Here is a 20,534-nt window from a genome sequence, read left to right on the forward strand (position 1 = left end):
AATCACCTTGCCATTTCATGCATTGCTTTTAGACATTTCTCTGCGGCTCGTCTTACATCTTCGTCTAAGGTTATTTCATATTGTTTACTACGGAGACTGTTATAAACGTCCTCCAAGGTAGTTTTCTTCATACTTTTACATATCATAGGCGTCTTTGGTGTTATAAACTGCTTATTAGGATTTTTATTTTTTAGCTCGTAAAGTATACCTTCCTCTGTTACAATCATATATTTTTTGCCGGTGTCTTCAGAAGCGAATTTAATTATATCTCCAGTGCTTCCTATAAAGTCAGCTAGTTTTCTAATTTCTCTATTACATTCAGGATGAACTAAAATTTTTATATCACTATCACAATTTTTAACTTCCACAATCTCTTCTACACTTACAAACTCATGCACGCAGCAAAAACCATTCCATAAAATCATGTCCACACCGGTGGCTTTTTCATTTATATATTCGCCTAGATTTTTATCTGGTATAAAAATTATTTCCTCATTATTCAAATTATTAATTATTTTTAATGCATTGGAAGAAGTACAGCATATATCACTTTCAGCTTTAACTTCTGCTGTTGAATTTATATAACAAATAACCTTTGCCCTTGGATGCTCCTTTTTAAGTTCCCTTACATCTTCTCCATTAATCATATCTGCCATAGTGCATCCCGCGTCTATATTTGGAAGAAGCACTGTTTTTTCTGGTGAAAGTATTTTTGCACTCTCAGCCATAAACTTAACTCCACAAAATACTATAGTATTCTCATTACACTCTTTAGCTATTTTGCTGAGATAATAAGAATCCCCTACGAAATCAGCTATCTCTTGAATATCATCATTCTCATAATAATGTGCTAGAATCAAAGCATTTTTTTCCACTTTCAATTGTCGAATCTTTTCTTTTAACTCTTGCATTTATTTATACCTCTCTTTATGTATGTGTATACAAGTGTATATACACTTGTATTACATACTATAATAGCATTTGTGTAGTGATATATCAATATGCTCAGAAAAAAAAAGCATACCTTATGATATTGAAATCACATAGTATGCTCTTCTTACAGTATTATTTTTTACAATATATATCTTTTAAGAAGATTAAACTGTTCGACATGTAAGATGCTAAACAATTAATACTCCTCTAGTGCCCATTCCGCATTCAGAAATCTTCACAAAAGAGTTTATTCTTATATTAAGCTAAGAAAAGTATATATTGCGTAAAATGCGTTCGAACAAGCCTTAGTAATTCACAAATTATTTTATTTATAGATGCGTAAAGAAAAATGCATGTTTAAGCGATTTAGCGAGTTTGCATTTTTTAGCAGCTGTAAATAAAATAATTTGTAGAATTACTCGGCGCTGTGAGCGCATTTGTAGCAATATATACTTTTCGTTAACGCATAATTTAAGAATAATTACTCTTCTTCCTCTTCAGCTAGCTCATACATTTCTTCCGCTCTAGACATATACAGTATTCCATCTAAATGATCAATTTCATGACAGAAGGCTCTTGCTAGTAATCCCTCAGCTTTATAAGTTACTGGTTTTCCTTTAGTATTAATTCCTTCCACTGTAACATTTGTAGGTCTAAATACTTCCCCTTCATGTCCCAAATAGCTTAAACAACCCTCATAATCCTTTTCATTTCCTGACTGAGCTGTTATTTTAGGATTTATAAGTATTATTGGTTCTTCTTCTTCGTCTCCTAAATCAATTAAGATAACTCTTTTCAAAACACCTATTTGAGGAGCAGCAAGGCCTATTCCATTACCCTCATAAAGTGTATCCATCATATCGTCGATTAAGTTTAATATTTCCCCATTTACTTTTAAAACCTTTGCGCATTCTGTATTAAGACGTTTGTCCCCATATTGTAAAATCTTTCTAACTGCCATATCCATTCTCCTTTACTTATATTAATTGCTTTCATTAGCAATAAATTTTAATTTATTATATGTTATATTCTATTCTAAATCCTTGTATACATCAACTTATTTTTTACAAAAAAAATTAAGGTGTCATAAAAAACACCTTAATTATATCTTATTTATGTGGTAATTTTCTTAGCATCTGCTATTGCCTGAGCTTTTTCCATCATGCTTTTAACTTTCATAAGTCTAGTTAAAGCACCTCTTTCATTTTCTCCAAGCTTCATTCTTATATACTTTATAGTTTCTTGAAGCTGAGGGATGATCATGTATTCAAGGGCATTAACTCTTCTTCTAGTTTTTTCAATTTCGTCAGCCATGAGCTGACAAGATTTTTCTACCTCAGCAAGTTCTAAAAGCTTTGGCAAAATTAGATATAGCTTTTCTATGGCTCCATCAAGATCTGCTGAAGTACTAGCAAATCCATAGGGATATATACTGCCCGCATCATCTTCTAGTTTTCTTTTAAATTCCATTACCGGAACATTAACACCCATAAGATTTTTTGTGTCAACCTTTACGGAAATACTTTCTTTTGGATAAGCAATGGCTTCCTCTAGAAATTCTGAAGACATTAAGGCACTTGCCATAACAAAATCCTTAAAAGAGTTTTGTAATTCTTCTTCAACACTCTTCCTAAGTTCATTATTATGCTTTATTAGATCAATAAATCTTCTCATGAGTTCATCTTGTTTATCTTTTAATAATTTATGCCCACGAGCCGCTGTTGCTAATCTTTTTTTAAGCTTAGTCAGCTCCATTCTAGTTGGATTAACAGATAACCTTGCCATGTTTACTCACCCTCTTTTTTAGGTAAGTACTTCTCAAGATATTCATCTCTAATTCTCTTAAGTTCAGTTCTTGGTAGTATAGATAGGAGCTCCCATCCTAGATTTATTGTTTCATCTATAGTTCTATTAGTTTCAAAGCCTTGAGCTATATACTGTTTTTCAAATGCATCTGCAAATTTTGCATATGCTTTATCTGCATCAGACAAGGCTGACTCTCCTAAAATTACTGCTAGCTCCTTTGCTTGCTTACCTTGAGCATAGGCAGCAAATAATTGATTCATTGTATCAGCATGATCTTCTCTTGTTTTGTTTTTACCTATACCTTTATCTTTAAGTCTTGATAATGAAGGTAGAACATCTATTGGAGGCATAACGCCTTTTTTATAAAGTTCTCTACTTAAAATAATCTGCCCTTCAGTTATGTATCCTGTAAGATCTGGAATTGGATGAGTTATATCATCTTCAGGCATTGTAAGTATGGGGATTTGTGTTATTGAACCTTCAAGTCCTTTAATTCTACCAGCTCTTTCATATAACGTAGAAAGGTCAGTATAAAGATATCCTGGATATCCACGCCTACCTGGAACTTCTTTTCTTGCAGCTGAAACTTCACGTAGGGCCTCACAGTAATTTGTAATATCAGTCATAATTACAAGAACATGATATCCTTTTTCATATGCAAGATATTCAGCTGTAGTTAGAGCCATTCTAGGTGTAGCTATTCTCTCAATAGCTGGGTCATTTGCAAGATTCATAAATAATACAGTTCTGTCTATTGCACCAGTACTAGTAAAATCATCTACGAAAAATTGTGCTTCCTCAAAAGTTATTCCTATAGCTGCAAATACAACAACAAATTTCGACTCTGAATTTAATACCTTCGCTTGTCTTGCTATCTGAGCCGCAAGTTGAGCATGAGGAAGACCAGCTCCAGAAAAAACTGGTAATTTTTGTCCTCTAACTAAAGTGTTAAGTCCATCTATAGCAGAAATTCCCGTTTGAATAAATTCTGAGGGATAGTTTCTTGCTACTGGGTTTAAGGCTTCTCCATTTATGTCTAATTTCTTATCAGGAATAATTTTAGGTCCGCCATCTTTAGGCCTACCAAGTCCGTCAAAGACTCTTCCAAGCATATCTTCTGAAACTCCAAGCTCTAGTGGTTTACCTAAAAACTTAGCCTTACTGCCCTTTAGGTTAATCCCTGCTGAACTTTCAAATAATTGAACCATTGCTTTATCTTCATTTATTTCAAGTACTTTTCCACGACGAATGTCACCGTTTTGTAGTTCTATTTCAACTAGTTCATCATATCTAACTCCCTGGACTTTCTCTACAACCATAAGGGGTCCTACAACTTCTGATATGGTTCTGTATTCTTTAAGCACTAATAACCCCTCCTTCTGTAATTAACTTCTCTACTTCTTTAGATAAGTCTATATTTATATCATCTATTTTTGACATTTCAGTTTCAGGAATATATTTTGCTCTTGCTATTTTATCTCTTACTTCCATTTGTAATACCTTACTGAAATAAACCCCTGCTGCCAAAGCCTTTTGTGCTTCATCGTAAAATGCTAAAACTAACTTTAACATTTTATGTTGTTTATCCAAAGATGAATAAGTATCCACCTCATGGAAGGCATTTTGTTGCAAGTAATCTTCTCTAATTGACTTTGCAACCTCGAGTTTCAATCTATCTTTTTCAGAAAGCGCATCTATACCTACAAGTCTTACTATTTCTTCAAGCTTTGATTCCTCTTGCAGAATAGTCATAGCTTTCATTCTAAGTTCAACCCAATCCTCAGCAACATTATTATCTGTCCACTTACCTATTTTATCTAAATAAAGTGAATAAGAATCTAACCAATTTATTGCTGGAAAATGCCTTCTATAAGCAAGTTGTGCATCTAGTCCCCAAAACACCTTAACTATTCTAAGGGTTGCTTGAGTAACTGGCTCTGATAAGTCTCCACCTGGAGGGGATACTGCACCAATAACTGTAAGTGCTCCTACTCTCTCTCCATCTCCAAGACAAACTACCTTTCCTGATCTCTCATAAAAATCGGCTACACGTGAACCTAGATATGCTGGGTAACCCTCATCACCGGGCATTTCTTCAAGTCTTCCTGACATTTCACGAAGTGCCTCTGCCCATCTAGACGTAGAATCCGCCATTACCGCTACTGAGAATCCCATATCTCTATAGTACTCTGCAATAGTTATTCCTGTATAAACAGAAGCTTCTCTAGCTGCCACGGGCATATTAGAGGTATTTGCAATGAGCACAGTTCTTTTCATCAGTGATTCACCTGTTTTAGGATCTTTAAGTTCTGGAAACTCATTCAAAACATCTGTCATCTCGTTTCCACGTTCACCACAACCAATATAAACAATTATTTCTGCATCTGACCATTTTGCTAATTGATGCTGAACTACAGTTTTTCCACTTCCAAAAGGACCTGGAACACACGCAGTTCCTCCTTTAGTTACTGGAAAGAAAGTATCTATTACTCTTTGCCCTGTAACTAGTGGCTCTATTGGATTTAATTTACTAGCGTAGGGTCTTCCACGTCTTACTGGCCATTTTTGCATTAATGTAATTTTAGCAATGCCATCTGAAGTTTGTACTTCTGCAATTAATTCCTCTAAAGTAAACTCTCCTTCTTTTATAGAAGTAATAGTTCCTGAAATTCCATTAGGTATCATTATTGTTTGAGTTATAACACTAGTTTCAATAACTGTACCAATAGCAAATCCCGCTGAAACCTCATCGCCAACTTTAGCTGTAGGAACAAAATTCCATTTTTTAGTTCTATCTAAAGGTGAAACATTTACACCCTTTGTTAGGAAATTGCCGGCTATGGCTCTTATTGCTTCAAGTGGTCTTTGAATACCATCAAACATTGATTCCATAAGTCCTGGTCCAAGTTCTACACTTAGTGGTTCACCAGTAGACTCTACTGGATCCCCTGGTCCTAGGCCTGAGGTTTCCTCGTATACTTGAATTGAGGCTCTATCCCCTCTCATCTCGATAATTTCGCCAATAAGACCTTTTTCTCCAACCTTAACTACGTCATATATATTAGCTTCATCCATGTCTTTTGCAACAACTAATGGACCTGAAACCTTTACAATTCTACCAATTTTCAAGTTATCTCCCTACCTTTCTATAAAATATTTACGCCCACCGCTTTTTCCACATTATCTCTAATTCTTTGCATTCCTATGTTTAGTGAGCCTTGATTACTTGGTATTAATATAACGGCAGGAAGCATTTGTGCGTTATATCTTTTAATAGTTTCATCCAAATGCTGAGCTATTTGCTCTGTAACAAATATAACTGCATAATTATCTAATGCCATTTTATCTATAGTTTTTCTAGCCTCTTCAACCTCAATAACAGGATATACATCAATTCCAAGAGCTTTAAAAGCAAGTATTGAATCTTTATCTCCAACTACTCCTACTTTATGCATAAACCTCACGCACCCTTTCTCTTATAACCGCTGTATCAACGTTATTTAATTTTCCAACCATTATTATTCTTATTATTTTAATTTCTGTTTCCTTTGCTGCTATATAAGCAAATATTGGCTCAGGTCCAAAGGTTACATATTTAGCAGTTTTTAAACTTTTCATAATATAATTTTCTGAAAACTTTTCAAGAAGAGAAAGTTTTCCAGTTTTGATATAATCATCGATGCCTTGCTTTATAACTTCCCCATACTTTGATGATGCAAATTTAGCTGCCATATTTTCAATAGGCTCATCAAAGGCTCTTATTAAAATATCCATAGCCACAGCTCCACCGGGAAGTATAACCTCTTTTAAAAATTTTAAATCTTTTTCTTGTTTCTTCAATCTAATAACTGACTTTATATTAGAAAAATCTATACTTCTCACAACATAATCAATTATAAAATTATTTTTTGTTTCTTTTGCCCTAGCTAACATATCCGTATACATATATTGATCTACTATAATATCTATTTTTTGAGGATCTTTAAGTTCATGGTAGACCTCGCTCGCCTTAAGTATAGCATCCCTCATACTAGGGTTTAATTCTCTATAATCCTCTGTTATCATGTAGACCTTTAATTTTTCTATATCCACAGTACCTACAGGAATTAACATATGAGAAAGATCCTTGTCTAGTGCTCTGCCTTTTAACATTACCTTAATATTATGATAATCATATTTCAAACTCAAAATATCTACTATATCGGTATCTGGAGAAACATTATACATAAGCGAATATACTCTGTTTAACTCCTCTTTAAGTAATAAATTGTAGTCCTCTGGTCTTTTTACAGTTCCCATCAAACTTGCATATTCAGTTTCCTGCAAGATTTTAAGCACTTCTTCCGCAGAGGTACTATCAATCATTCTATCGATCTTTACTTTACCCAGGAGTCTTGTTTCTAGTACTCTTAGCCTAGCCACAGCTTGTGTAAAATTCATATTATCCATTTATGGCTATCCTCCTTGTTTTGCTTTTCGGAAGCTACCAATTATAAATTGCTAGCTTCCTTAAATTTAATTGAATAGTTCTTTAACTATTTCTGATTCAAGCTCATCTCTTAAGGAATTAACTAGACTTTCAAAAGTATTATTAATCTCTATACCATTTTTAATTATTATAAATCCACTTTTTATGTTCCTGTCCTCAGTGCTTACTTTTATTTCGCCTATTTTTCCGAGTGCTATCAATGCTATGTTTATTTCGGATAAATATTCCTCACTTACAAGGCTTATATATTTCCCAGGAAGTATTATTTCCTCGTTTCCAACTATTGACATTGATAAAAGATATCTTTTTATAAGTTCTAAATACTCTTCATCCTTTATGGCTAAAAGCTTTTCTAGCGCTTCTACAAATACCTTAGTAATCATTTTTTGCTTTGCCACTATGTTTTCATTTCTTACAGCTAACTGAGCGTTAGATATAATTCTCTGTTTAACTGTAACTGATTCAATTTTACTTTTTTCTAGCATTTGGCCTTTAAGTGCCTCTGCTTTTTTTATTTTATTTTCTACCATTAGTTTTCCATTATCATTAGCTTCTTTCAATATAGTCTCTGCTTTAATACTCGCATCCTCTATTATCTTAGCTGATAAGTTGTCTAAATTTGACATATATTCACTTCCTCTAACTTCTTAGTTTGAAAATTAGATTGTCTTACTTACTAAGATTATTGAAACAACGAATGCTAAAATCGCATATGTTTCAACCATTGCTGCAAGTATAATAGCTTTTGTGCTATGCTCTGGTTTTTTAGCAACTATTGCAATACCTGCCGCAGCTGTTTTAGCCTGAGATATTGCAGAATATAATCCTACAAACGCTATTGGTAAACAAGCCATAAATAAATACATTCCCATATCTAAAGTCATAGCTTTAGCTAATTTAGGTAAAACCATTAGTCCTATAACGAAACCATAAAGCCCTTGTGTACCTGGTAACAATTGAAGAATAAGACCTTTACCGAATTTTTCTGGTTCTTCAGTTGTTAGTCCCGCAACCGCTTCTCCAACTATACCTACACCTTTTGCTGATCCTATTCCCGGTAAAATTACCGCAAGTGCCATCCCAAGTGCTGCAAAAACATATCCACCGTTTTTTAAAGTAAATTCTATCAATGTCATAATTAATTCCTCCTTATATTTGCTTTTCTTTTATTACACTAATATATTGATTTTTTGGTTTAAATGCTATGAAGGCTTTCCCTCCACCTGCATAAAATTTACTAAAATACTCCACATATTGAAGTCTTGCACTATGGACAAAAGCTCCTAAAGCACTTAACAATAGGTTAAATGTTTGTGCGCCCACAAATATAAATACTCCAAAAATAATATTAAATGGTTTTGGTATCATTCCTATAAGCATATTAAAGGAAGCTGCTATAAATCCCCCAGAAAGTCCTAGCGCCATAAGTCTTGAATATGAAACCAAGTCCCCTATATAGCTTGATATACCATATAACCCGTATAGTCCTCCACCAAGCTTTGCACCTATTCCTTTATTTGCTCTTCCTTGGGTTAATACTAGTGCAACCATTCCTACAATCATAACCCATTTACCTATATTGATAACAGCAGGGCTAAGTCCTATAGATGATCCGCCTATTAATAAAAATGCTCCAGTTAATGCTGCGTACCATGTTAAAACATCATAAATAGCATCCATTGGTTTACCATTTTTTATTAGTATATATCCTTTAACTCCAAGACCAAAATAAATTTGTACCGCACCTATTACTATAGCTATAATAAGTAATTTCATTATATCTTCTCCAGGATTAATTAAACTTTTAAATTTAATTAAATCTCCAAAGAAACTCCCGTAAACAACTCCTGCTATTGCTGTTGGTATACTTAATAACCAGAAAAACTTAACAAACTTTCTCTGACCTTCATCTAGGTTAAATTTCTTTAATGCAATTGCGCAACCTATAAACATTACTAACCCATATCCAACATCAGCCAACATCATCCCAAAGAACAACATATAAAATGGTGTCATTACGGGTGTTGGATCTATCTCTGAATATTCAGGTAAACTATACATTGATATTATTATCTCAAAAGGTTCTACAATTGAATTATTCTTTAAGAGTATAGGCACGTCATTATCTTCACTTGTAGCATCTTCTAGCTCCAAATAAAAATCCCCATTAGTTATAGCCTTTATAGACTTTTCTAAATCACTTGCGAGTCCTGTTGGTACCCATCCCTCTATTGCAACTACACTTTCTGTCTTTAAGAAATTTTCACAAGCTGATGCTTTTATATGTTTATTGGATAAGTATTCAGATACTATTTTAAAATCCTCTAAATACTGACAGTTATCTTTTATTTCCAAATTTATTCTTTCTTCTTCCTTTGATATCTCTTCTAATCTTGCCTTATATTCGCGTACCACCTGTGCTGGAATTCCATCATATTTTAAATTAATATTACTGAAATTATAAAGTTTAAGTATTTCTTTAGCTTTATCTTCATAACCTTTATAGATTATAAGAATTACATTCATAGCCTCTTTTACTTCACTAATAATTTCTAAATATGAATATGGAATTTCACTTTCAAATTTTTCTCTGAAAGTATCTTTAAGTGCTTTTGGCAATGACCCCATTAGAAATATGGAAGAATCTAATGTTTTTAAATCTTCAAAAGGTGCATCCAGTGGTATCCAAGGCGTTAATACTTCTATTTCAGAATTGATTTTTGATCTTTCACTTTTCATTTGTAGTAAATAATCATCTTTTTCTTTTAGCTTCTTATAGTTTTCATTATAGTTTGATTTCTTAGCTAGCGCTTCCAACTGCCCATAATTCAATATGCTTTTGCCCTTGACTAAAGATTTTATAGCGCCTTGTTTTTCAGTATGCTTTAGTAATAGCTCAAGAGCAAATTTCACTTTTGCTTGTTCACCTTCTAAATAAGAAACTTTTTCATTTTCCGAGTCTTTTACAAGAGATTGTAAATGTTCTTCTTCAAACTTTTGTAGATTTATAAATTGAACATTTTCAAATTTGTGCAAGCTATCTAATAATGTTTCCTTTTGTGATTCGAAGGCGAATAATGTAAATTTACTCATTTTAACTATTGCCATTACTTTTCACTATCCTCTCAACCACCGTGTTAACTGCCATATCAAATTTACTACTTTCTAAATTGAGTATATTCTCTACCTCTATTTTACCTTTTTCAAAAATTGGTTCAGAACTTATTCTACCTTCTTCTTTAGCATTTTCAATTATTTTTTTACTCTCTTCTTTGGCAGCATCCAAAACCCTTTTGTACTGAGCTTCAGCTTCTATCTCAGATTTTTTTAATGTATCTTTACTACAGTCAATTGCCTTACTAATATTATCTGCTGCTTGCTGTTCTGCGTTTTTTATACTTTTTATTGCCTCTAATGCCAAAATATCACCACCTTTTTTCTAAAAAGGCACCTTCAAATAAATAACAGTTTGTTAGTCTATTTATTTTTATGTACCTAGATAGGTATAATGAGTATAGTTCAATTTTTAATACTAATTTATTATAATAAATACTAAGTATGGTATTTATTATAATACTTTATGTAGTATTGAATACAACTTGTATTATACTTAGTATTTTTAGAAATTTCAACTTCTTTTTTTTTAATTAATGAATATTCTTAATATTAACATATATTAATGTAATATATGTCATTTCGATTGAATAAAATTGTTTTTTTGTAATTGATTTATTATTTTTGTATTTAGCCTAAAATGGAGGTTATGTCCACAATATTATCCTCATCATTAATATTATAAATTAAATAATGAGGTTCCTCAGAAATAATATTATTATCTATATAATCTAAAATATTAATCATGAATTTCTCTACATGAATGTTATTTGCATTTTGCACAGTATTGTCTTGTAGAAACTTGTCCTTAATTGCTCTTTCTATTTCCTTATTCACATCTCTAAGCAGAAAATCAGGAAGCCACTTCTTTTTGTTATATTTAAGATAGTCATATTTAACAATCTCTTTTAAAGCCAAGTTTTCACCTTTAAGTTTTTCTTCGTTAAATTTTTCTTCATTAAATTCAATAAATATCTTATAGTAATCTACAGAAGATATACTTCTACTAAGATAACCTCTATCATAAAAAAACGTGCCTAAACACAAATAAAAATCAAAGACAGATTCAAATTTAGGAATAAAGTATTTTAATATAGTTTTAAATTTTTGAGAATTATAGTATTTATCCACCATCTCTTCAACTCTTTTTAGAAGAATGATTTCATCGTAACTTATATCCTTAGTTTTTAGCACCTCATAAGGGGGATAGTTCGAATGTACAATGCCCCATTTCTCTGCTTCATCTTTCATAGGTGCCCCTTTTAATATTTTAAGGAACCCAAGTTGTATTTCATCCGGCTCTATGGTGTACAAATCATTAAAAGACTTTTTAAAGGATTCAAAGTCTTCCCCTGGAAGTCCCGCAATTAAATCTAAATGTTGTTTTATATTACCGCATTTATTTAACTCCATGACCTGTTTTTTTATATCTTCAAAAACTACAAATCTATTTATATTTTTTAATACTTCATTATTTGTAGTCTGAACTCCTACTTCAAACTGAAATCTACCCTTTGGTGCTTTCTCTAAAAGTTTAAGTTGCTTATCACTTAATATATCCGCTGAGATTTCAAAATGAAAAGTGGTTTCAGTATCCAGACTCATTAAATATCCCCAAATTCCCATAGCGAATTCGTCACTACAATTAAAAGTTCTATCAACAAATTTTATGAGTTTTACCTTTCTGTCTATTAAAAACTTTAAATCTACTTTAACCCTTTCCACATCCATTAACCTAACTCCACGTATAGTTGAAGAAAGACAATACTTGCAATTAAAGGGACATCCCCTTGAGGATTCGAAATATACTATTTTGTTATTTAAATCATCATTAATGGTATATGGAAAAACAAGCTTATTTAAATCCATAAGCTTTCTTTTTCCTCCATACACTATTTCACCATTTTCTTTATAGTACAACCCTTTAATACCTTTAAGATCACTACGCGCTATCATATATTCTATAAATTCTCTGTAGGTTTCTTCCCCTTCTCCCTCAATTAAGTAATCTGCAAAACTATCTTTTAAATATTTTTCACTATCAAAAGATACTTCTGGTCCTCCATATAACAATTTAATATTATTATCTATAAGTTTGAGTAAATCAGATATCTGCTTAACATAATCTCGATTCCATATATAACAAGAAAAAGCCACAATATCCGCTTTTTCTGCTATAATTTCTTGAACAATTCGCTCTACTCTATCATTTATAGAAAACTCTCTTATAAGACACTGATAATTCAAATCTTTAGTAAATGCTTTTAAATACCTAATTGCAAGGTTACTATGTGTAAATCTGGAATTAATCCCTACTAATAATACTTTCATCTTTTGATTTCCCTCTCCTTTTGCATATCATGTAATAAATATTGTCTGAACTTTTCTTAGTTATTATTTCAAAATAAGGCTGCAGAATCTTAATTGTATTTTCTTTTGAGCTGTTTTTAAATAAATTTAAGTCTGTTAAATTTATTTCTTTTGTGCTTTTATCAGGTAACAGAATATTTATTCTAGAATTAAAAGTTTTAGCAAAGCCCTTATCTATGTCCCATATATATAATAACCCATCTTCTTTCAAAAATTTATATACATCTTTTATCATTTTTTTTCTGCTTTGTGTAAATTTCATATCACTTAGTGTAAGAAACATTACACAAGTGTCATAGGACCCCTCATCTATTTTTATCTTTTCTTCTATATACTCTACACTATTACTATCATCAATATATTGTTTACATATATTGTATATGATGCCATGATTAGAAAAACCTATGTCTAATAAATTCCCTTTGAAAATTTCTTTCTCTAAATTTATAAAAACCTCCCTTTTCAATTATTGACCCCCTCTTCAAATATAGTTTTATATATTTTACTTATTTTTAAATTATTCTTCAAAAACAAAATAATTCCTCTAAAATAAAGGAATTATTTCTTAATTTCATTATAAAAATTTAACATTAGCCCTGCTGTGGTCTTTTGTGCCCTCTGAACTATGAGTACAGATATCTTATTGTACTTCTCTTCTTTGATTTTTATATTTGCATAAGAATTATAGGTTTTATTCGCAAAAAATGCATTGTTTTTTATATAGTCTTCTATATTATCCTCTTGTATTATTTCATTTAAAATAGGGAAAGAATAGTCACTCATTAATTTACTTATAATCCAAAGTTCAAAATTCCTGTGACTTTTTAGGAGTTTATTGTTCACGTGTTGCGGAACTGTAGCATCTTGAATTAAATGGCAAGCTGCCCCAAAATAAAACACTGCTTGCCTAATATCTCCTGCCTCCACAAATTTCAAAGCGCTTTTATAATATTTTTGGAATTCTGTTAATGCATTTGAAAATCCATAAAGACCAGTGCCCTTATAGTGATGATAAAAATGATTTGAGCTCTTAAAATCTTGATCTGCCCAAGTAACCCCATTGTTTAATTCTTTTATATGTGATTTGTAAAAATTATGAACTTCACTATATCCCTGATTTTTTAATATCTCCACAGCTTGAATATTTATAAATTTATGGACAATACAGTGGGTCTTCATAATCTTCTTTTTAATTGGATTTACTGTTATCATTAAGGCTTTTAATGTTTTTCCATAAGTAGCTTCAATTTTTCTCTTCAACCTGCTCACCTCTTAATTTAGTATACACTAAATTGACTTTGAAAACATATTAATAATTTGCACAGTATATATTTACTCCATTCTAGTTCTTTTTGTCGAGTCCCGCAAGTATGCAAACTATTAAAGTTACCACAATAAATAATAAATAGTAAAAGAATCTTTGCGTCCCAATCCCTATTGCATTAATCTGTTTTTTTTCAATTGAGATTATATATCCGCTTTTAGAGTCGAGTATAATTAATTTATTATAAAACTTCATACTAGATATATAGGTGCCGCCTCCAAAGTTAATCTTTTCTTTAGGTGCATTAATTTTATTTAAACTATAGATACTATTATCATACTTTTCATAAAAATATATACAGTCTTTTTCTCCAAGCATTCCTTGTATGTCAACTGATAAGCCTACTAAACTATCTACTGTACTATGTTGGTAAATTGGTGCAGGTGGGTTTGTAGTAGGATGCTGATCTAAAATAAATGGTATATAGCTGTTATCTTTACCTTTAAATTTAGGGGAGCTTATTGGATCTCCACCAGTATAATCTGGAAAACCATACCATGTATTTTTTTTAATTTGATATATATAATCACTATCACCACTCACAGGTCTTAGACCTCTATCCTCCATTCCTCCAACAGCAACTATTATTTTCCCCTCACTATTGAAATCTATTCCTTTCATATTTCTTATACCCCAAGCAAAGTTTCCCTGAGCTCCAGTTTTTAAATTGTAAATTATTATAGATGAATTTCCAATCATATTTTCTGTTATAATTTGTCCCTTTATATTTTTAGTTTTATATGAAACAAATGATCCGGTTTTTTCCTCTCCGAAATTAATTCCTTTTATAGTTATACTTTTGGGTGTAATATCATGATTTTGAGGATAATTATCTAACCACGAATTGTCTGGTCCCACTACTCCAGAATTCGTTGCTGACCCTATAGTAACAAATAAATAATCTCCATTGATCCTAATCAAACTCTTATTATAATCCCCATAATTAGGTATATTCTTAATTATTCCACTATTTTCCTTCTTTTTTAAATCATAGGAATAGACCATTGCTCCGGATGCATAATACAACACATTATTGTTATAATCTAAACTAGTTATACTTAGATTCTTGTTGGTAAACACATTATATGCTTTGCCAGCTTTATCAATGTACTGTACACTGTCTTTGTAAGCCACGTAATAGTTCCCTTCACTGTCTCTCGCAAAATCTACTGCTCCAGTTAATCCCTTAAACAGTATCTGTGATTTTATAGCTTCATCTTTCACCGTCATCTTATATTCACTTAAAGAACTCTTTAATGTAAACAACGTAAAAGCCATTATAGCTAAAATTACTATAAAACCAATAGTCTTCTTCATACTTGCCCCCTAAATTATAAATACTCTAATCTATATATATTTACATAGATTAAAGTATATGTGTTAATAATTTCTAGCAATTTGTATATGGTCCCGTTCAACCTCAGATAAAGCGCGGAATACTTGTTTCACAATTGAATTGTTTACTTTTTTTCCCTGTTTTTCGTAAAACATAGCAGCATGAATTTCTCTACTTTCTGCAAGGTCCATTAAGCTTTTGTCGCTTTTATGTTTACTATAATCTATATTAACTAGTACAGGTATTTGTTTGAAACCTCCTAGCTTTTGGTGAACTATAGCATGCATATATTCAATCTTTGAGAGAGCCTGGAAAGTTTCTTTAACCGCCAAGCTATGAGAAAGCTTTACTGCGGCCTTATAAAATTCTGAATTAAATATTTCAAGCTTCATAGCATGATCTAATATTATTATAGTATTCTCATCTAAACTTTCAGCTGGAACTTTATAGATTTCACCTTCAGGTATTAAATAATTAGAACTAACACCACAAAACGGGCAATATTTTATATGTTCGCTTTCATTTTCTTCTAATAAGCCTTCATTATTTACATTGAAATTATTTACATTTATGTTCATCCCGCATATCAAACATTTCATCTTTCATTCTCCTTAATGCACACCAAGAAATTAACAAGTCCTATCCTAGTCCATTTTGACTTATTGCTTTTTTTATGTGACTAATTTTTACTAATAAAATTATTCTAACATAAAAGCTCTCCACTTGGAGAGCCTTTTACATAATAAATTTATTTACATAATAAATTTATACTATTACGTTTATATGCTTACTTATTTTCATGTGATTTTAGAATATAATCATAGTGCTTCACATACTAATTATTAATAACTGTTATCTACAAATGTGAAGAACAAGGAGGAGGCTTTTGTGATTAAAGATACTTTCTATAGAGACTCAATAATTCTCACCGTATCAAATTTAACTGCTGGAATACTCAGGTTTATGTTTTCAATTTTACTTTCAAAAAAATTAGGGGCAGAAGGTATGGGGCTATATAGCCTTGTAATGCCTATTTACGACTTATTCATTTGCCTTATTTGTGGTGGAATGGTAACAGCTATTTCAAAGGAAGCTTCAGCCTATTACGGAATAAACGATTATGGTAATCTTAACAAATCTGTACATACTGCCTTAGTTTTTGATTTTGCCTTTGCTATAGTAATAACAATTTTGGTATTTCTTTTTTCTCCTTACATTAGTACATATATAATTAAAGATCAAAGAACACTATATTCTCTTTGGGTTATTTGTCCTGCATTAATCTTTGTTGCTCTTTCATCTATATACAAGGGTTATTTCTATGGTATTTCAAATGTTAAAGTACCTGCAATCATAGATGTAGTTGAAAAATTTGTAAGAATGGCTATAATATTGGGCCTAATAAATTTTTTCGCATTAAAAAATGTAACTTCTACTGTAACTGCTGCTTATATTTCCTTAAGTATTGGAGAACTTATAAGTTTTATTCTATTATTTATCTTCTATGAAAAAAGCAAAAATAAATTTAGAAATTTCAGAAAAAAAGCTGAAGGTAGAGCTCAGCTTTTATTTAACGTTCTTGTTGTTTCATTGCCATTAAGCTTAAATGGGTTTTTAACCACAATAATTTCAGCACTGTCCACCTTGATTGTACCCCGCAGGCTAGTTTATGCAGGTATTGAATATACTGCAAGTTTGGCCCTAATAGGTAAGTTTTCAGGTATGGCTATGAGCATTGTGTTCTTCCCATTCATTGTTGTAATGTCTATGGCAACCATACTAACGCCAGATATTTCTAAAAGTGTTATTAAAAGTGATTACAATGCACTAGAAAGTAGAATAATGGAAGTTATAAAAATTTCATTTTTACTTGGTATTTCAACTATGATAATATGTTTATGTACTGGAGACTCCCTGGGAAAACTTTTTTTCGATAGATATGATTTAGGTATCTACATACGCCTTGCTTCATTAAGTTCACCCTTCATGTACATGGCTGGTTCAACCTTTGGAATTTTGAATGGACTTGGTAAACAAAAGACTCTTTTAATAAATTCAGTAATAACAGCCATTCTCCAACTTATCTTGCTATATATATTATTGGGTATTCCAAGTATAAACATTTTAGGCTATGGCATAACCCTCCTTATAACATCCGCAGTGAGCTTTATACTGAATATTATTGCCATCAAAAAAAGCTGCTATATACAGTTTTCAGGGGTGGAAATAACAATCAATATTTGTCTTAGCATATTCTTATACTTTATATTAAAAATTCTAGATAATACTATTCCAAATTCTATGTTTATTACTAAAAACATAGTGATTATTATCTCAGGTTTCTCTCTATTATTCTTTTCTCATATCCTAACAAAAAAAAGTAAACAAGTCTAATGCACTAATAGCAGTAGACTTGTTTACTTTGTTAGGTATTCTTTTTTTATCTAATTCTCTCCAAAATAGAATTAGGTATAAGTCTTATAATCTTACGTGGGAATACTTCTAAATCTTCTTTAGTTATTCCACCTATAAGCACTAATATTAAGAAATACGTTAATATGGCAAAAATCATAGCAATCAATATAGCAAGTGCATTTGCAAAATATCCTTCGCGAACAAAACTAAGTATAAAATTAAAGTGACCATACATTAGTTTTGCCACGATGGCCATAACACCTGAGGCTATTATTGGTTTAATTGCATGACTAAATAGATTAATTTTGACCTTTAGTACTTTGTTCATAGCAGCATAATTCAATATTAAGAGTATTGCAAAACTTACTCCATTGGCCATAACAGCACCTAATATATTAATGCTTGGTATTGCTACAAAAATATAATTAGTAATTATTTTTCCTATCAATCCAATTACTGCATAACTGGTAACTAAGTAAAGTTTTCCAAGCCCTTGAAGAATCGAAGTTTGAATAGCGACCACAGCCATAAGTATTATTATCACTGATCCATATATTAGTAATCTTGAAACATCAGAATCATATTGAAGTAATTCTATTATGGGTTTAGCTAAAACCGCAAGTCCAACTGCAGAAGGTACTGCCACTAAAAAACATAGCCTAAAGGCATAATTAACTTTATTTCTTACAGCTTTTTTATCTCTAAGTGCCATTAAGCTAGATATAGAGGGTAAAATAGTTATGGCCAGTGATGATATAATAGCTATAGGCACACTTATTAAAGTTGTATATTTACTCAATACACCCCATAAAACATCAACCTGTATTTTATCAATTCCAACATCTATCATTCTTGATTTAACTAACCATAAATCTATAATTAACCCTGATTGTTGTATCCCTAAACATACTGTCATTGGCACAGAATAACTTAATAGCTTTTTTATTAGCTTTTTAGTAGTTAATCTTTTTATATCTAATTTATTGTATCCTTTTGGAACTCTAAAAACTTTATTTTTCTCATAAAAATAGATCATATATAAGACTGCAACTAGTGCACCCACAGATGTTCCAATAGTTCCACCTGCCGCTCCTGCTGCTATGCCATATCTTATAAAATAAGCTGCAAAAGCTAAACTAAATATAGTATTAGCAATTTGTTCTAATACCTGAGATATAGCAGTGGGGGTCATATTTCCTCGGCCTTGAAAATATCCTCTATAGGCTGATAATACAGAGGATATTAAAATAGTTGGAGCCAGTGACATAATTGCGATTCTTGCAGTAGAACTTGCTGTTTTATCAGCAAAATATCCTGCGAAAATAAGCATTAAAATGGACATAATCATACCTAATATCAAAAGTAAAAATCTAGCTATTTTAAAAGTCTTTACTGCATCTTTATAATTTTCAATAGCTATAAGCTCTGAAACCATCTTCGAAATAGCCACAGGAATACCTGCATTTGTTAAAATATACATATATACAAATATACTGTAAGCAGAGGAATATACACCATACCCTTGATCCCCTAATATTTTGTTTAAAAAAGGTACATAGAGTAGGGATAAAAGCTTAACCATAAAACCTGCCGCAGATAATATAGCAAAGCCTTTTGTGGTAGATTGTTTATTTGAATTTACACTTTCACTCATTAAATCATCACCTTCGATACTGAAATATCGTTAAGACATTCTTTAAAATTTAAATACATCCTTTTTAATCTTTTTTAATACTGGTGGTAAACTTTCTGCAATAGTTTTATTTTCCATATAAGATAGTTCTTCTGGACAATTCTTAAATGTTGCCTTATATGCATATAGAAATTGGTAATCTAAACCGTATTTGTTATTAAAAAAACTATTCATTTTTTTATCTCCGTATTTTGAATCACCAACAATAGCATTTCCTAAATGGCTTAAATGTGCGCGAAGCTGATGACTTCTTCCTGTTAAAAGATTAATATCTATTAGTGAAAATGTACCACAGCTTTGAATATTTTTAACTTCCATCGCTATTCTTTTTGTATTTGGCATTTGAGTATCAAATACCTGTGATATATTTGCGTCCTCATCTTTACGTATATATCCCTCGTAAACACCGTCTTTAATTCTATTGCTTACTAGTGCCATATAAAATTTTTCAACGTTTCTTTCTCTTATCATCTCATTCAAAAGTTTGAGAGATTTGAAATTCTTACCAAATATAACTATACCTGAAGTATTTCTGTCTAGTCTATTGCATGGCGCTGGTGTAAAGGTTATTTCATTTTCTGGTTTGTAATCTCCCTTATCGAATAAATAAGAAAGCACATAATCTATTAAGGTAGCTTCGCCGCCCACTTTATCAGAATGAACTAAAACACCTGGCCATTTTTCCACCATCAATATATTAGCGTCCTCAAAGGTTATTTTTAAGTTATTATCAATTCTTTTAAACTCTTCCTTTTTAACATCGCTAGTAATATATTTTGTTTCAACAATATCACCTTCTACAAGTGAATGTTTTTCCTTAATTTTGCTACCATTGACCCTAATATCACCTTTTCTAAAAGCTTTATATATTTTGCTGAGTGGTACATCACCAAGTACTTTTCTCATGAATTTATCTGTTCTTTGTCCTGCTTCATTTGCTCCGATTTCTATCCTCATTCATATCCTCCTAATTCTTCTATCTCTTGTTCTTTTATATAATGACGAATCCTCAGATAATCTAATTTATTTTGTAATAAATCAACTTACACTTTTA

The 20,534-nt window shown here is 31.3% G+C and carries 19 protein-coding genes; 1 reads left to right on the top strand and 18 read right to left on the bottom strand.

Annotated features, from left to right (window positions below; translation table 11 throughout):
* Window positions 1–2: 2 nt before the first annotated feature.
* The 16 genes from nadA to G9F72_RS18750 form a co-directional block, all read right to left on the bottom strand.
* The gene (nadA, locus tag G9F72_RS18675) at window positions 3–911 is read right to left on the bottom strand and encodes a quinolinate synthase NadA (protein ID WP_164959691.1); all 909 of its coding nucleotides are present in this window, start codon (window positions 909–911) and stop codon (window positions 3–5) included.
* Window positions 912–1,414: 503 nt separating this feature from the next.
* Window positions 1,415–1,894, bottom strand: coding sequence for a peptide deformylase (def, locus tag G9F72_RS18680; RefSeq protein ID WP_164959690.1), 480 nt, complete (start codon window positions 1,892–1,894; stop codon window positions 1,415–1,417).
* Between the two features lie 152 nt (window positions 1,895–2,046).
* A complete protein-coding gene (locus tag G9F72_RS18685; protein WP_164959689.1) occupies window positions 2,047–2,718 on the bottom strand; it encodes a V-type ATP synthase subunit D in 672 nt (223 codons plus the stop codon).
* A gap of 2 nt (window positions 2,719–2,720) precedes the next feature.
* Window positions 2,721–4,103: a V-type ATP synthase subunit B gene (locus G9F72_RS18690; protein ID WP_164959688.1), complete on the bottom strand. Its 1,383-nt coding sequence runs from the start codon at window positions 4,101–4,103 to the stop codon at window positions 2,721–2,723.
* Complete coding sequence (locus tag G9F72_RS18695; protein ID WP_164959687.1) at window positions 4,096–5,868, bottom strand: V-type ATP synthase subunit A; 1,773 nt, start codon at window positions 5,866–5,868, stop codon at window positions 4,096–4,098. Before G9F72_RS18695 ends, G9F72_RS18690 begins: the two co-directional genes overlap by 8 nt.
* A gap of 17 nt (window positions 5,869–5,885) precedes the next feature.
* On the bottom strand, window positions 5,886–6,194 hold the full coding sequence (locus G9F72_RS18700) for a V-type ATP synthase subunit F (protein WP_164959686.1): 309 nt from the start codon (window positions 6,192–6,194) through the stop codon (window positions 5,886–5,888).
* Window positions 6,187–7,188 carry a V-type ATP synthase subunit C gene (locus G9F72_RS18705; RefSeq protein WP_164959685.1) on the bottom strand — a complete coding sequence of 334 codons (1,002 nt, stop codon included), beginning with the start codon at window positions 7,186–7,188 and terminating at the stop codon, window positions 6,187–6,189. Before G9F72_RS18705 ends, G9F72_RS18700 begins: the two co-directional genes overlap by 8 nt.
* A gap of 66 nt (window positions 7,189–7,254) precedes the next feature.
* Window positions 7,255–7,854, bottom strand: coding sequence for a V-type ATP synthase subunit E (locus G9F72_RS18710; RefSeq protein WP_164959684.1), 600 nt, complete (start codon window positions 7,852–7,854; stop codon window positions 7,255–7,257).
* 33 nt (window positions 7,855–7,887) lie between these two features.
* Window positions 7,888–8,364: a V-type ATP synthase subunit K gene (locus tag G9F72_RS18715; protein ID WP_164959683.1), complete on the bottom strand. Its 477-nt coding sequence runs from the start codon at window positions 8,362–8,364 to the stop codon at window positions 7,888–7,890.
* 13 nt (window positions 8,365–8,377) lie between these two features.
* On the bottom strand, window positions 8,378–10,336 hold the full coding sequence (locus tag G9F72_RS18720) for a V-type ATP synthase subunit I (protein ID WP_164959682.1): 1,959 nt from the start codon (window positions 10,334–10,336) through the stop codon (window positions 8,378–8,380).
* The gene (locus G9F72_RS18725; protein WP_164959681.1) at window positions 10,323–10,649 is read right to left on the bottom strand and encodes a hypothetical protein; all 327 of its coding nucleotides are present in this window, start codon (window positions 10,647–10,649) and stop codon (window positions 10,323–10,325) included. The genes G9F72_RS18720 and G9F72_RS18725 overlap by 14 nt, the downstream gene beginning before the upstream one ends.
* 323 nt (window positions 10,650–10,972) lie before the next feature.
* Window positions 10,973–12,673, bottom strand: a complete 1,701-nt coding sequence (locus G9F72_RS18730; protein ID WP_164959680.1) for a B12-binding domain-containing radical SAM protein — start codon at window positions 12,671–12,673, stop codon at window positions 10,973–10,975.
* Window positions 12,648–13,178 carry a class I SAM-dependent methyltransferase gene (locus G9F72_RS18735; RefSeq protein ID WP_164959679.1) on the bottom strand — a complete coding sequence of 177 codons (531 nt, stop codon included), beginning with the start codon at window positions 13,176–13,178 and terminating at the stop codon, window positions 12,648–12,650. The genes G9F72_RS18730 and G9F72_RS18735 overlap by 26 nt, the downstream gene beginning before the upstream one ends.
* Window positions 13,179–13,270: 92 nt before the next feature.
* Window positions 13,271–13,972 (bottom strand): zinc dependent phospholipase C family protein, encoded by a 702-nt coding sequence (locus G9F72_RS18740; protein ID WP_164959678.1) that lies wholly within the window; start codon window positions 13,970–13,972, stop codon window positions 13,271–13,273.
* 82 nt (window positions 13,973–14,054) lie between these two features.
* Window positions 14,055–15,353: a hypothetical protein gene (locus tag G9F72_RS18745; RefSeq protein ID WP_164959677.1), complete on the bottom strand. Its 1,299-nt coding sequence runs from the start codon at window positions 15,351–15,353 to the stop codon at window positions 14,055–14,057.
* A 63-nt stretch (window positions 15,354–15,416) separates the two neighbouring features.
* A complete protein-coding gene (locus G9F72_RS18750; RefSeq protein ID WP_164959676.1) occupies window positions 15,417–15,971 on the bottom strand; it encodes a ferritin family protein in 555 nt (184 codons plus the stop codon).
* Window positions 15,972–16,260: 289 nt separating this feature from the next.
* Here G9F72_RS18750 and spoVB point away from each other — a divergent pair, with 289 nt between their 5' ends.
* On the top strand, window positions 16,261–17,766 hold the full coding sequence (gene spoVB / locus G9F72_RS18755) for a stage V sporulation protein B (protein ID WP_164959675.1): 1,506 nt from the start codon (window positions 16,261–16,263) through the stop codon (window positions 17,764–17,766).
* A gap of 46 nt (window positions 17,767–17,812) precedes the next feature.
* Here spoVB and G9F72_RS18760 read toward each other — a convergent pair whose 3' ends face one another.
* On the bottom strand, window positions 17,813–19,441 hold the full coding sequence (locus G9F72_RS18760; protein ID WP_164959674.1) for a polysaccharide biosynthesis protein: 1,629 nt from the start codon (window positions 19,439–19,441) through the stop codon (window positions 17,813–17,815).
* Between the two features lie 42 nt (window positions 19,442–19,483).
* On the bottom strand, window positions 19,484–20,437 hold the full coding sequence (locus tag G9F72_RS18765) for an RluA family pseudouridine synthase (RefSeq protein WP_164959673.1): 954 nt from the start codon (window positions 20,435–20,437) through the stop codon (window positions 19,484–19,486).
* Window positions 20,438–20,534 lie beyond the last annotated feature (97 nt).

Origin of the sequence: Clostridium estertheticum, from assembly GCF_011065935.2 — a bacterium.
In the GTDB taxonomy this organism is placed as follows: domain Bacteria; phylum Bacillota; class Clostridia; order Clostridiales; family Clostridiaceae; genus Clostridium_AD; species Clostridium_AD estertheticum_A.

Bases quoted from the DNA above. Each gene is read 5' to 3' on its own strand.
- nadA (WP_164959691.1), bottom strand. From the start codon at position 911: ATGCAAGAGTTAAAAGAAAAGATTCGACAATTGAAAGTGGAAAAAAAT.
- def (WP_164959690.1), bottom strand. From the start codon at position 1,894: ATGGCAGTTAGAAAGATTTTACAATATGGGGACAAACGTCTTAATACA.
- G9F72_RS18685 (WP_164959689.1), bottom strand. From the start codon at position 2,718: ATGGCAAGGTTATCTGTTAATCCAACTAGAATGGAGCTGACTAAGCTT.
- G9F72_RS18700 (WP_164959686.1), bottom strand. From the start codon at position 6,194: ATGCATAAAGTAGGAGTAGTTGGAGATAAAGATTCAATACTTGCTTTT.
- G9F72_RS18705 (WP_164959685.1), bottom strand. From the start codon at position 7,188: ATGGATAATATGAATTTTACACAAGCTGTGGCTAGGCTAAGAGTACTA.
- G9F72_RS18710 (WP_164959684.1), bottom strand. From the start codon at position 7,854: ATGTCAAATTTAGACAACTTATCAGCTAAGATAATAGAGGATGCGAGT.
- G9F72_RS18715 (WP_164959683.1), bottom strand. From the start codon at position 8,364: ATGACATTGATAGAATTTACTTTAAAAAACGGTGGATATGTTTTTGCA.
- G9F72_RS18720 (WP_164959682.1), bottom strand. From the start codon at position 10,336: ATGGCAATAGTTAAAATGAGTAAATTTACATTATTCGCCTTCGAATCA.
- G9F72_RS18730 (WP_164959680.1), bottom strand. From the start codon at position 12,673: ATGAAAGTATTATTAGTAGGGATTAATTCCAGATTTACACATAGTAAC.
- G9F72_RS18745 (WP_164959677.1), bottom strand. From the start codon at position 15,353: ATGAAGAAGACTATTGGTTTTATAGTAATTTTAGCTATAATGGCTTTT.
- G9F72_RS18750 (WP_164959676.1), bottom strand. From the start codon at position 15,971: ATGAAATGTTTGATATGCGGGATGAACATAAATGTAAATAATTTCAAT.
- G9F72_RS18760 (WP_164959674.1), bottom strand. From the start codon at position 19,441: ATGAGTGAAAGTGTAAATTCAAATAAACAATCTACCACAAAAGGCTTT.
- G9F72_RS18765 (WP_164959673.1), bottom strand. From the start codon at position 20,437: ATGAGGATAGAAATCGGAGCAAATGAAGCAGGACAAAGAACAGATAAA.